We start from the raw sequence: 12,729 nt of genomic DNA, 5'->3' as shown, positions 1-12,729 counted from the left end.
GACATGAACGAGAACGATATTTTCAAGGCGCTGGCCGATCCGACCCGTCGCGCAATCTATGAAAAACTGGCGACCGGCAGTCTGAATGCCAGCGCGCTGCGCGAAGGCATGGAGATCAGCCAGCCTGCCATGTCCCAGCATCTGGCGGTTTTGCGCGGCGCCGGACTGGTACGGGAAGAAAAGCGCGGGCGGTTTGTAAATTACGAAGTCGACCCCGACGGTCTGGCGCTGATGGCCCAATGGCTGATGAAATATCGCGCCTACTGGCCAGCGCGTATCGACGCCCTGAAAGACTTGCTGAAGGATATGGACCAATGACCGAACAGCAGAGCCAAACGCCGAAGCCCGATATCGCGCAGACCTATGAGCTGGATGCCGCGCCACAGAAAGTCTGGCGGGCAATCAGCACGCCCGAATTCCGGGAGCACTGGCTTCCCACAGCCGATCTTGCCGAACAGAGCGCCGCATCGTGCAAACCCGGTGAGGAAATCACCTATCGGATGCGCGAGAAGGAACCGCCGTTTCTCGAAAGCACCGTCACTTTCAGCATCGCTCCCAATGGTGAGGGCGGCACGCGCTTACAGATCAGTCATGTGCTGAGCGACATACGGCTGAAGCGCCCTGCCCCGGTTGCAGCCAATGCCAATGGATCGCTGCTGATGCGCGCGGCCTAGCGCAAGACAGACCGTCATCCGACAATCTGGAAAGGAGTTCGCCATGCGCGAAACGATGCAACTCGTCCCTATGGTCGTTGAACAATCAAGCCGCGGCGAACGGTCATTCGACATTTACTCCCGCCTGCTGCGCGAGCGGATCGTGTTCCTCAACGGTGAGGTGAACGACACGGTTTCGGAACTGGTCTGCGCCCAGTTGCTGTTTCTCGAAGCCGAAAATGCCAGGCTGCCGATCAATCTCTACATCAACTCACCCGGCGGTGTGGTGACGAGCGGTTTCGCGATCTACGATACGATGCGCTATATCCGTGCGCCCGTTCACACGCTTTGCATGGGCACCGCCCGCTCGATGGGTTCCTTTCTGCTGATGGCGGGCGAACCCGGCCACCGCGCAGCGCTACCCAATGCCAGCCTGCTGGTGCACCAGCCATCGGGCGGGTTTCAGGGCCAGGCATCGGATATTTTCATCCATGCCGAGGAGGTGCAGCGTACCAAACGCCGCATGATACGGCTTTACGCGGAACATTGCGGACGCACCGAAGAAGAGGTTGAACGCGCGCTGGACCGCGATAATTTCATGACCGCGCAGGAAGGTCTCAGCTGGGGGCTGGTCGATCACATTCTGGAAAAGCGTGACGACCCGCCGTCGTGACTACTGGCTTGACGGCGCGGCGACTTCCTTTTCCGTTTCCTTTGCAGGGCGCAGCGGCACACTGTCGGGAATTCCAGAATGCAGGAAATGCAACAGCGTATCCTGCACCGATTCCAGCCGGTGCACGGAATCACGCCAGCCGAAGGGTATTTCCTTCGGCACGGGCGGAATGCGCTGCGGCACCACGCCTTCATCGAGCGAACAATTGGCAATGATGATCTGCAACGCCTCGCCGACCCAAGGCGGCGGGGGAGCCTCCTTCTTGCGCAGCGCATTGCCCAGCGCTTCGCCGAACAATAGCGCCGAGGCATAAAGACGAATGCCGCGACGATCATAACGTCCGGCCATTTCGGTCACTTCGCGCGCCGCCAGCCGCCCGCGCAATGACCAGCGCGCATTGCTTCGGGCAAGTGCAATGCCGTCGCCCAGCGCGATGACAGCCCGATGGGCAGAGGTGAACTGATTGACCGCATTTTGCGCGCGCACCGAGTCCTGTTTATCAAGCGCCATAGCCGCCTGTTTCAGCCCGTTTGCCAGCCGGTCCAGCAGGCCCCGCGCCGCCCTGTCGATCAGCCGCACCGGATCAGGCGTCAGCAAAATCTGGCTGAACAAAAGCCCGACACCTGCCCCCACCAGAACATCGATCAGGCGCGTCACACCTGCCACTTGCGGCCCCATGGCCAGCACCAGAATGGCCGAAACCCCGGACTGGATGGCAATCGCCGGCGCCATGCCGAACGACGTAGCCAGCACCATGGCGATGAAGGTCACCACCGCCATATGCATGACGGGAATGGTTTCCGGCAGCAGAAGCGACAGTTCTCCGATCACCACGCCTGTCGTTACGCCGACCATGACGCCGATGGCCTGCTTGCCGTGGTTTGGCAGGTTGGGCGCAAGGCAGATCACCGCCGTGACCATGGCAAAGACCGGCCGCGGCTGGCCGAGAAGCCATTGACAGATCAGCCAGGCGACAGCGCCCGCAATGGAAGCAACCAGCGCATCGCGCCAGCTCACCGACCATTGCTGAACGATCTTGTTCAAGCGCTGATGCATGGCTTTCTCCGCTTCGGCAGACCTATCCGCAGATATCTATGGCAGAAGCCCGGCAGCTCAAGACTTGAAGAAGGCCTCATACTGATCCGGCTTGAAACCGACCGTCAGCACGCCGTCCTTGTCGAGCACCGGACGCTTGACCATGGATGGCTGTTCCAGCATCAGCGCCCGCGCCTTGGCGGCATCGACATTCTGGCGCACTTCTTCCGGCAATTTGCGGAAAGTCGTGCCCGCGCGGTTCAAAAGCTGTTCCCAGGCGACGGTTTTCAGGAAGCGGTCGAGCGTTGCCGCATCGAGCCCTTCCTTCTTGTAATCGTGAAAACCAAAGTCGATGCCATGGTCCTCAAGCCATGTGCGCGCCTTCTTCATGGTGTCGCAGTTTTTGATACCGTAGATGGTTACGCTCATGGTCGACTCCTTCAATGCTTTGCGCGATCAAAGGCCAATACGCATTTCGGTTCAACCCTTTATGTCGGCCTATCGCGCATCGTGAAAGATTATGCCCAGCGTATGTCGCATGCCGGAGCGGATACGGCTGACGCCGTGCCGCATCTTGACCCGGTAATCGCCGCGCGTGCCTTGCACCGGGCGGTCGTTGACGGCGAAGATCACCGCATCGCCCTGTTGAAGCGGCACCACCTCTGCCCTGCTCTGCATGCGCGGGCGTTGCTCGGTGAGCACGAATTCACCGCCCATAAAATCCTCGCCCGGCTTCGACAGGAGAATGGCCACCTGTAACGGGAAGGCGATGTCACCATAAAGGTCCTGATGCAGACAATTATAATCCCCCTCCACATATTGCAGAAGAAGCGGTGTCGGGCGCGACTGCCCGGCTGCATGGCAGCGTTCCAGAAAGGCGTCATGGGTCGGCGGATAGCGGGTGTCGCTGCACATTCTCCGGCTCCACGCATTGGCGATGGGTGCGAGCTGCGGATAGAGGCTGGCGCGGAGGCTCCCAATTAAGGCAGGCAGCGGATTGGCGTAATATTTGTATTCGCCGCGTCCAAAACCTTGTCGCGCCATGGAAATGGTGGTGCGAAATGCGGCGGAATCATGCCATTTCGTGGCGAAATTGTGGCAATCATTCTCGGAGAGAAGTTTCGGGAGAATGGCCGTACCGAATGAGTCGAGTTCGGCGCCGATCTTGTCCCAGTCATAGACGGCGACTTTTGCCGCCGCCTTTTCCACGTCGCCGCTCATGCTTCACGCTCCCGCTTCAGGAGGTCGCGCTTGCGCTCGACACCCCAGCGATAGCCGGACAGTCCGCCATCATTGCGCACCACACGATGGCATGGCACCGCGACGGCGATCTTGTTGGCAGCGCAGGCCTGCGCAACGGCGCGAACGGCTTTCGGTGCACCGATCCGCTCGGCAATATCGGTATAGCTCGCTGTTTTTCCTGCGGGAATTTCCCGTAAGGCCTGCCAGACGCGCTGCTGGAACGCCGTTCCGCGCAGATCGAGCGGCAGGTCGAGACCGATGCCCGGCGCTTCGACAAAGCCGACCACCTGCGCGATCATGTCTTCAAAGTCGCGATCAGCCCCGATGAGATTGGCTTTGGGAAAGCGTTTTTCCAGATCGCGGATCAGTGCTTCCGGATCGTCGCCCATCAAGATGGCGCAGACGCCCTTGTCGCTTGCAGCCACAAGGACTGCGCCAAGCGCCGATTGCCCAATGGCGAAACGAATGTCGGCGTCCTTGCCGCCCTGCCGGTAAGCCTTTGGTGTCATTCCAAGAATCCGGTCTGAGGCTTCATAGAAGCGACTGCTGGAATTATAACCGGCATCATAGATCGCATCGGTCACGCGGATTTCCGGCGCGTCGAGCGCCACACGCATTTTCCTTGCACGATGTGCGTCCGCATAGGCCTTGGGCGTCAACCCAGTGAAGGCTTTGAAAATGCGATGGAAATGCGCCGGGCTAGTCTTCACCGCATCCGCGATTTCTTCCAGAGACGGCACTTCTTCCGCTGCCTCGATATAGCGGCAGGCAGCCGCCACGATTTCGGCATGGCGCGCATTGTTCTGCGTTGCGAGCGTTTCGGTCAGATGCGGCTTGCAGCGCATGCAGGGGCGGAAACCTGCCCGCTCCGCATCTTCGCAACGATCGAAAAACTGCACGTTTTCGCGTTTTCCGCGCCGCGACGGGCAGGATGGACGGCAATAAACGCCGGTGGTGCGCACGGCATAAACGAAGGCTCCGTCCGACGCCTTGTCGCGTCCGAGCACCTTCTGCCAGCGGCTTTCATCGGGATCATGCGTTTTGAGGGTCATAAGGTTCATGTCCGTGTTCCTTCTTTATATGAACCAGACATAGGACCTTACAAGGGCGGTCACACTCCGCTGCTTGCTTTCAAATTCGAAATGAAAAAAGCGGGCCTTCGAAGACCCGCTTTTGCCGAAATATCGCTCGATACCAGCGATCAGGATTTACGCGCATCCGCGATAGCCGCGATCAGTTCCTGCTGCTTCATCACGCCGCCATAGAGCTTGGTGCCGATGACAAAAGACGGGGTGCCGCTGAAATTGAACGCTTCACCCTGATTCATGTTGCGCTCGAGAATGCCATTGATCCGCTTGGAATCAGCCTTATAGGCCGCTTCAAGCTTGGCAGCGTCGAGACCGCCCTTCTTCATGGCCGTATCAACCTGTTCCTTGGTCAGACGGCCCGGCGTGGCCATCAGCGCTTCCATGGCCTTGACGTAATTGCCGGACTTTTCCGCAGCCAGAACAAGCCGCGCCGCATAGGCCGACATATCGCCGAAAATGATCCAGTCCTTCAGAACCAGCCGCACATTGCCGTCATCCTTGACGACGCGCATCAGTTCACCATGGCCCTTTTTGCAATAGGGGCACTGATAGTCGAAATATTCGACGATGGTGACATTGCCATGCGGATTACCGAGAACCGGGATTTCCTTGTCGTAGAGAACCTCGGCCACGGTCGGAACGGCCTGTGCCAGACCCTGCGCACCCGAGAATCCGAGTGTCGCAATGGTCCCGGCTGAAACAGCCAGCATCTGACGGCGGTTTATCATGAACTAGCTCCCATGCCAGATTGGGACTTGTCGAGCACCACAACGCGGGCACCCGTCGGGGCGCGCTTGTAGAGATCGAGAATGTCCTGATTGAAAAGACGGATACAGCCCGAGGACGCCGCCTTGCCGACCGACCACGGCTCATTGGTGCCATGGATGCGATAGAGCGTGTCCTTGCCGTCGCGATAAAGATAGAGCGCGCGGGCGCCAAGCGGATTGCGGATACCGCCCTCCAGACCATTGGCGTATTTCGCATAATGGTCAGGATTGCGCTTGATCATGTTGGCGGTCGGGGTCCAGCGCGGCCATTGTGATTTATAAGCAACCTTGGCTTCGCCCTTGAAGGTCAGCCCGGCGCGGCCGACACCGACCGAATAGCGCATGGCCTTGCCGCCCGGCTGCACGAGATAAAGATAGCGCGCATAGGGATCGACAATGATGGTGCCGACCGGATGATCGGTCGCATAATCGACCTGCTTGCGCAGGTTGCGCTCGGCAATCTTGTTCACATCGAGCGCAGGAATGAAATTATTGCCGTCGGTGACAGCGCCGTACATCACTTCATATTCGCTGCGCGCCGTCTGCACTTCCGGTTCTGCGACGGCTGCGACTTGCACCGGCTGCGGTTCTGCCACAACAGGCTGGGGCATGATGACCGCGACCGGCTGCTCGGCGGAAGTCGTCGTGCAAGCGGCAGCTGCCAGCGGCAGCACAGCGATGGTGGCAATGCGCAACAGTCGCGCTGCAATACGGTATCTATCGTCCCCGCGCTTCATAATAGTCCAAGCCCCCGGCATCATCTTCAATCCTTGTTTCTGCAATTACATCCGGCCATCGGTGGTGAGACCGGCCGACCGGGCAATGGTGGCAGACGTGACATCGCCCACCAGTCTCGTCCCCTCCCGCTCGCGGCTTGCCTTGTCGAAGAAAATCATCGTCGGCGGGCCAGCCACTTTCAGCTTCGCCATCAGGTCCGCATTGCCATTAGTGAGATCGGAAATATCAGCCTTGATGAGCTGATAGCCGTTCAGGCTTTTCTTCACATCGGCATCCGGCAACACGCGCTTTTCCACGGTGGAGCAACTCACGCACCAATCCGCCGTGAAATAGATCAGCGTCGGGCGCGAGCCTTCCACTGTCGCAAGCTTCTCCTGAAGGGAAGAAACCGTATCGACCGGCGCGAATCGCAGCTCGGCCATACTCTGGTTGTCGCCACGGTTAGCGAATACGGCCAGCGGTTGCAACGGATCTCTGCCGCCAGACGCAAGGCCGAGCATCAGGATGGTTGCGTAGACGAAGGCTGCCGCACCTATCGTGCGAGCCACAACGCTATGCCCCGGCACTTTAAGGAAGGCAAAACTTGCCACGCCGAACAGCAGAATGGCCCAGAGCGCCATATCCACGCCCGAAGGCAAAAGCGGTGCAGCCATGAAGATCGCGGTTGCCAGAAAACCGAAGCCGAAAATCTGCTTCACGGTTTCCATCCATGCGCCTGCGCGCGGCAGCGTGCCCGCGCCAAGGGTCGCAAAAGCGATCAGCGGCAAGCCCTTGCCGATACCCAGCGCGAAGAGTGCCCCCGCACCCAGCGCGACATTGGCCGTCTGTGCAATATAGAGAAGCGCGCCCGCCAGCGGTGCGGTCACGCAAGGGCCGACAATCAGCACCGACGAGAAGCCGAGCACGGCGGCGGAGCGCTTGGAGCCTGTACGCTGGCCGGTCTGCGCGGAAACCGCGCTGACCCACCGGCTTGGAAGCTGGATCTGGAACAGGCCGAACATCGACACGGCCAGCAAGGTGAACAGCGCCGCCAGAGCAAGTGCCGTCCATTTCGATTGCAGGACCATTTGCAGGTTCTGCCCCGACCAGCCAGCGATCGCCCCCACCAGCGCAAAGCCCAAAGCCAGACTGACCACATAGATGGAGGAGAGGACGAAGCCGCGTTTTGCCGTCAGCTTTTCACCTTCGCGCGCCAGCGTTCCGGCGACGATGGGATAGATCGGGAAAACGCAAGGCGTGAAGGCCAGCAGCACCCCGAACGCCAGAAAGGCCGCGATGACAAAGCCCGTGCCGCCCTCAGCCAGCAGGTTTTCGACCATGCCCTTTTCAGGCGCGAGCGCAAAAGCCTTGCTTTCATTGGCGGTGCTTGCAGCCATCCGGGGCGTAGCAGTCGTGAAAGCAGTGCCTTGCGCGAAAGACTGGGTTTGGGCCTTGGCCAGGGCGCCCATCTGGCTTAAAACGGCCAGCGTCACCGGGTCGACTGTCCGCGTTTCAGGCCGATAGCAGATGCCGTCTTCTTGACAGCCCTGATAGGTGATTTCCACCGGCGCGGTTTGCGCATTCAGGCTGGCACTCGCATGGCGATAATAGACTTCGAGCCTGCCGAAATTCGGGTCGTCCTTGGCGATGCCGGGCTGCGTATCGACATCGAGCGCATTGCCCTTGTCGTCCTTGGCGGCAATATGATCGCGATAGAGATAATAGCCTTCGGCAATGGTCCAGCCGAGCACAAGGCGTCCATCGGCATCCTTCGTCACGCCAAGACGAAAGGCTTCGTTCACCGGCAAGGGGCCAGCGGCAAAGGCTGACGAGAACGCCGTGAAGATCAGGAGAGCGAAACTCACAAGGCTCGCAGAAAGACGCATTCCGGTTTTCCGAACTGATTCGTAGAAAATTGATTATGTTGCAAAAGGCGAATGCCGCCGCCACCTTAAGGCAGCCTTAAGCTGGGACAGCGACAAGCCGGGCCGATTTAAAACGACAACAAGGCAAAAACAGGAAGATCGATGCGCATTCTGGTGGTTGAAGACGATGCAATCCTGCTCGACGGGTTGTCCGTTGGTTTGGGCATTGCCGGTTTCACCGTGGATGCGGTCTCGACCTGCGGCGATGCCGAAGCAGCCCTTGCAGCGCAAAATTACAATGCTGTCGTGCTCGATCTCATGCTGCCGGACGGGTCCGGCCTCGACATTCTGAAGACCATGCGGCGCGGACGCGACGACACGCCGGTGCTGCTTCTGACCGCCCGCGATCAGGTGCCCGAACGTATCGCGGGGCTGGACGCCGGCGCCGACGACTATGTCGGCAAACCGTTCGACCTGCATGAACTGGCCGCCCGGGTGCGCGCCATTGCGCGACGCGGGACTGGTCGCGCCAATGCCATGCTGGAATGGCGCGGCGTCGAGCTTGATCCGGCGGAAATGTCGGCGCGCTTCAAGGGCGAACCGCTGCGGCTGACGCGGCGTGAATTCTCAATCCTGCGCGCGCTGATGGAGCGCCCCAATGCAACGCTTTCCAAATCATCGCTGGAAGAAGCGCTTTATGGCTGGCAGGAAGAAGTGGAAAGCAATGCGGTGGAGGTGCATGTCCACCACCTGCGTTCCAAGCTTGGCTCCGATTTCATCGAGACCGTGCGCGGTGTCGGCTATCGTCTGGCGGGGGCCTGCGCATGAGTTCGATCCGTGGCCGTCTGACCGGCATTCTGATTGGTGTAACCTGCATCGTCTGGCTGGTTGCCGTGGTCTGGATTCACACCACCACCCAGGCCCAACTGGAAAAGGTTCTGGACGCGCGCCTGATGGAAGCCGCGCGCATGGTCAATTCGCTTTTGAGCGATCACCGCGTGGAAGTCGGCCCTGATGGCGATGGCGGCCAGCTTTCACTCAAGCCCATGCCGGAATTTTCCGACTATGACCGGCAGCTTTTCTGCCAGATCTGGGCGCTGGACGGCAAGCTGGTCGGGCGTTCGGAAAGCGCGCCCGTTACAAGGCTGACGAGCGTTGCGAACGGCTTTTCCAACACGGTTGTCGCTGGCGAACGCTGGCGGGTGTTTGCGGTTGAAAACACGCAGCTTGGTCTGCGCGTGATGGTCGGCGACAGTCTCTATGTCCGCGAAAGACTGGTCCGCAATGTGGTGACGGGGCTGGTCGTGCCTGCCCTTCTGGTGCTGCCGCTGCTGGCAGGCATGATCTGGCTTTGCGTGCGGCGCGGGCTCAACCCGTTGAGCAGCCTTGCCTCCGTTCTGTCGAAGCGACAGGCACAGGATTTACGCCCGCTGCCGGAAGAGAATCTGCCCAAGGAAATCGCCCCTGCGGTAACAGCGCTGAACGGGCTGTTTCACCGCGTCGAGGAAGCACGCGAGCGCGAGCGCAACTTCGCGATTTTTGCCGCTCATGAGCTGAAGACACCGCTCGCCGGTCTGAAGACGCAGGCGCAGATCGCCGAGAGCGCAAAGGACGAAGCCGTGCGCGCCAATGCGGTGCGCCAGATTGCAGCCGGTGTGGACCGCACCAGCAGGCTGGTCGGTCAGCTGCTCGATCTTGCAGCGCTTGAAACTTCAGACGAAACCGAAACACCGACGCCGGAACCGGCCTGCAAGCTTCTGCACACCATCGCCACCGATATGCGTATGCTCGGCGCACAACGCGGCGTCGCCATCGAATTGCTGGAAGGCATGCCACTCGTGCAGATGCCCTTCCCGCATCTCTTCACGCTGGCGGCGCGTAACCTGATCGAAAACGCAGTACTGCATTCACCACCGGATGGTTTTGTGCGCTGCGGCTTTACCGTCGCGGACAGCCGCCTCACCCTGACCGTTGAAGACAGCGGCCCCGGCATTCCCGATATCGAAATGCCGCATGTCACCGAGCGCTTTTTCCGCGGCAAGCACCGGCAGGACAATGGCAGCGGCCTCGGCCTTGCCATTGTGCAAATGGCGGTCACGCGGATGGAAGGCACATTCGATCTGGTGAACCGTCCCGATGGTGGTCTTCGCGCCACGCTGACGGTGCCAATCGCCTGACGTCTGAGATCGGTTCCCTCCCTAGAAAATCGTCGTTGATTAGGATCAATGACAGCACGCCACTGAGCGCCGATAGAAATCCTGTCGCTACAACTGCCCCTGACGGGCGGTCTTCGTTACGCGCTGCGAGGGGATTTCATGAACTACGCCGCTGGAACAGTCCTATCCGGTCTGGGAGCGCTTTTTGCCGTTCTCCTGGCCGGATTTTCCCATGACGAGCTGTTCAGAACCCATATGTGGATTCTGTTCGTCGTGCTCGCCATTTTCACCATTCTTCTGTTGCGCAACGCCGATTACGGTCTGACGCCGAAAAAGACGGATCAGTCCGTCTATATGGACGGTCCGATCCGCTACGGCCTGATTGCGACAGTGTTCTGGGGCGTTGTCGGCTTCCTCGTCGGCGTTGTTATCGCCGCGCAGCTCGCTTTTCCCGATCTCAATCTGGAACCATGGCTGAACTTCGGTCGCGTGCGCCCGCTGCACACTTCCGCCGTCATTTTCGCCTTCTGCGGCACCGCGCTCATCACCACATCCTTCTATGTGGTGCAGCGCACCTGCCGCGCCCGCCTGTTCGGTGGCGATCTCGCCTGGTTCGTGTTCTGGGGCTACCAGCTTTTCATCGTCATGGCCGCCACCGGCTATCTGCTCGGCATCACGCAAAGCCGCGAATATGCCGAACCGGAATGGTATGTCGACATCTGGCTGACCATCGTCTGGGTCGCCTATCTGGTGGTGTTCCTCGGCACCGTGCTGAAGCGCAAGGAGCCGCATATCTATGTGGCCAACTGGTTCTTCCTCGGCTTCATCATCACCATCGCCATGCTGCACATCGTGAATAACCTTGCCGTGCCGGTCTCCTTCCTGGGCACCAAGAGCTATTCCGCCTTCTCGGGTGTTCAGGATGCGCTGACGCAATGGTGGTACGGCCACAATGCCGTCGGCTTCTTCCTGACCACTTCGTTCCTCGGCATGATGTATTATTTCGTGCCGAAGCAGGCGAACCGTCCGGTCTATTCCTATCGCCTGTCGATCATCCACTTCTGGTCGCTGATCTTCCTCTATATCTGGGCCGGTCCGCACCACCTGCACTATACCGCACTGCCCGACTGGGCGCAGACGCTGGGCATGGTGTTCTCGATCATGCTGTGGATGCCGTCCTGGGGCGGCATGATCAACGGCCTGATGACGCTTTCGGGCGCATGGGACAAGATCCGCACCGATCCGATCATCCGCATGATGGTGGCTGCCATCGCCTTCTACGGCATGGCGACCTTCGAAGGCCCGCTGATGTCGATCAAGGCGGTCAATTCTCTGTCGCACTATACCGACTGGACCATCGGTCACGTTCATTCCGGCGCGCTTGGCTGGAACGGCATGATCACCTTCGGCGCGATCTATTATCTGGCTCCGAAACTGTGGAACCGTGAGCGCCTCTACTCGGTGCGCATGGTCAACTGGCACTTCTGGCTCGCCATTCTCGGCATCGTGCTCTACGCCGCCGCCATGTGGGTTGCGGGTATCCAGCAGGGCCTGATGTGGCGTGAATACGACGATCAGGGTTTCCTCGTCTATTCCTTCGCAGAAACGGTCGCCGCGATGTTCCCTTACTACGTCATCCGCGTGACCGGCGGCCTGCTCTACCTCACGGGCGGTCTCGTCATGGCCTGGAACGTCTATCAGACCATTCGCGGAAACCTGCGCGATGAGGCGCCGATTGCCGGCGCAACCCCGGCCAAGCCGGCATCAGCGATGCAGCCTGCGGAATAAGGATCGAACACACATGTCCTTTCTGAAAAAACACGCCGTAATCGAAAAGAACGCAACGCTGCTGCTGGTTGGATCGCTGACCGTGGTGCTGATTGGCGGCATCGTGGAAATCGCGCCACTGTTCTATCTCGAAAACACCATCGAGAAGGTGGAGGGGATGCGTCCCTATTCACCGCTCGAGCTTGCGGGGCGCAATATCTATGTGCGCGAAGGTTGCTATCTGTGCCACAGCCAGATGATCCGCCCTTTCCGCGACGAGGTGGAACGCTACGGGCATTACAGCCTTGCAGCGGAATCCATGTATGACCATTCGTTCCAGTGGGGCTCCAAGCGCACGGGGCCGGACCTCGCCCGCGTCGGGGGCCGTTATTCCAACGAATGGCATGTCCAGCACCTGATCCGCCCACGCGATGTGGTGCCGGAGTCGGTCATGCCGAGCTACGGCTTCCTGAAGGATACGCCGCTGAGCGCCAACAACATTGCCGCCGATCTCAAGGCCAATGTCGCGGTGGGCGTGCCCTATACGCAGGACATGATCGACAATGCGCTGGCCGACCTGAAGGCGCAGGCCGATCCCGAAGCCGACACATCCGGCGTCGAGGGGCGTTATCCCAAGGCCAAGCTCGGCGATTTCGACGGCAATCCGGCTGCGTTGACGGAGATGGATGCGCTGGTCGCCTATCTCCAGATGCTCGGCACGCTGGTCGATTTCTCGACCTACGATCAATCCCCCAAAGCGCGATAG

At 59.9% G+C, this 12,729-nt stretch carries 14 protein-coding genes; 7 read left to right on the top strand and 7 right to left on the bottom strand.

All coding sequences use genetic code 11. The features are described 5' to 3' along the window. Positions 1–3: 3 nt before the first annotated feature. Genes ACTJKP_RS07385 through ACTJKP_RS07375 form a run of 3 tightly spaced genes read left to right on the top strand, consistent with a single transcriptional unit; the run spans position 4 to position 1,326 of the window. On the top strand, positions 4–318 hold the full coding sequence (locus ACTJKP_RS07385) for an ArsR/SmtB family transcription factor (protein ID WP_078337986.1): 315 nt from the start codon (positions 4–6) through the stop codon (positions 316–318). Further along, entirely contained in the window at positions 315–674 is a 360-nt protein-coding gene (locus ACTJKP_RS07380; protein ID WP_440630186.1) for an SRPBCC family protein, read from the top strand. The genes ACTJKP_RS07385 and ACTJKP_RS07380 overlap by 4 nt, the downstream gene beginning before the upstream one ends. A 43-nt stretch (positions 675–717) precedes the next feature. Beyond that, a complete protein-coding gene (locus tag ACTJKP_RS07375) occupies positions 718–1,326 on the top strand; it encodes an ATP-dependent Clp protease proteolytic subunit (protein ID WP_440630185.1) in 609 nt (202 codons plus the stop codon). Here ACTJKP_RS07375 and ACTJKP_RS07370 read toward each other — a convergent pair whose 3' ends face one another. The 7 genes from ACTJKP_RS07370 to dsbD all read right to left on the bottom strand — a co-directional run bounded on the left by ACTJKP_RS07370 (position 1,327) and on the right by dsbD (position 8,061). Further along, entirely contained in the window at positions 1,327–2,382 is a 1,056-nt protein-coding gene (locus tag ACTJKP_RS07370) for an FUSC family protein (RefSeq protein WP_440630184.1), read from the bottom strand. 57 nt (positions 2,383–2,439) lie between these two features. Beyond that, positions 2,440–2,790 (bottom strand): ArsC family reductase, encoded by a 351-nt coding sequence (locus tag ACTJKP_RS07365; RefSeq protein ID WP_440630183.1) that lies wholly within the window; start codon positions 2,788–2,790, stop codon positions 2,440–2,442. Between the two features lie 69 nt (positions 2,791–2,859). Further along, the gene (locus ACTJKP_RS07360) at positions 2,860–3,582 is read right to left on the bottom strand and encodes a 2OG-Fe(II) oxygenase (protein WP_440630182.1); all 723 of its coding nucleotides are present in this window, start codon (positions 3,580–3,582) and stop codon (positions 2,860–2,862) included. Beyond that, the gene (ada, locus tag ACTJKP_RS07355) at positions 3,579–4,664 is read right to left on the bottom strand and encodes a bifunctional DNA-binding transcriptional regulator/O6-methylguanine-DNA methyltransferase Ada (RefSeq protein WP_440630181.1); all 1,086 of its coding nucleotides are present in this window, start codon (positions 4,662–4,664) and stop codon (positions 3,579–3,581) included. The genes ACTJKP_RS07360 and ada overlap by 4 nt, the downstream gene beginning before the upstream one ends. A gap of 140 nt (positions 4,665–4,804) precedes the next feature. Further along, entirely contained in the window at positions 4,805–5,419 is a 615-nt protein-coding gene (locus ACTJKP_RS07350; RefSeq protein WP_280991620.1) for a DsbA family protein, read from the bottom strand. Continuing rightward, positions 5,416–6,195: a L,D-transpeptidase gene (locus tag ACTJKP_RS07345; protein ID WP_440630180.1), complete on the bottom strand. Its 780-nt coding sequence runs from the start codon at positions 6,193–6,195 to the stop codon at positions 5,416–5,418. The genes ACTJKP_RS07350 and ACTJKP_RS07345 overlap by 4 nt, the downstream gene beginning before the upstream one ends. Before the next feature lie 45 nt (positions 6,196–6,240). Continuing rightward, a complete protein-coding gene (gene dsbD, locus ACTJKP_RS07340; protein ID WP_440630179.1) occupies positions 6,241–8,061 on the bottom strand; it encodes a protein-disulfide reductase DsbD in 1,821 nt (606 codons plus the stop codon). A 141-nt stretch (positions 8,062–8,202) separates the two neighbouring features. Here dsbD and ACTJKP_RS07335 point away from each other — a divergent pair, with 141 nt between their 5' ends. The 4 genes from ACTJKP_RS07335 to ccoO all read left to right on the top strand — a co-directional run bounded on the left by ACTJKP_RS07335 (position 8,203) and on the right by ccoO (position 12,729). Next, positions 8,203–8,868 carry a response regulator gene (locus ACTJKP_RS07335; protein WP_182519358.1) on the top strand — a complete coding sequence of 222 codons (666 nt, stop codon included), beginning with the start codon at positions 8,203–8,205 and terminating at the stop codon, positions 8,866–8,868. Then, entirely contained in the window at positions 8,865–10,217 is a 1,353-nt protein-coding gene (locus tag ACTJKP_RS07330) for an ATP-binding protein (protein WP_440630178.1), read from the top strand. The genes ACTJKP_RS07335 and ACTJKP_RS07330 overlap by 4 nt, the downstream gene beginning before the upstream one ends. Positions 10,218–10,355: 138 nt before the next feature. Continuing rightward, positions 10,356–11,984 (top strand): cytochrome-c oxidase, cbb3-type subunit I, encoded by a 1,629-nt coding sequence (gene ccoN, locus ACTJKP_RS07325; protein WP_078337974.1) that lies wholly within the window; start codon positions 10,356–10,358, stop codon positions 11,982–11,984. A gap of 13 nt (positions 11,985–11,997) precedes the next feature. Then, on the top strand, positions 11,998–12,729 hold the full coding sequence (ccoO, locus tag ACTJKP_RS07320) for a cytochrome-c oxidase, cbb3-type subunit II (protein WP_440630177.1): 732 nt from the start codon (positions 11,998–12,000) through the stop codon (positions 12,727–12,729).

Origin of the sequence: Brucella sp. 22210 (assembly GCF_052045675.1) — a bacterium.
Taxonomy (GTDB): Bacteria; Pseudomonadota; Alphaproteobacteria; order Rhizobiales; family Rhizobiaceae; genus Brucella.
This window is presented reverse-complemented; position numbering and strand designations above follow the sequence as displayed.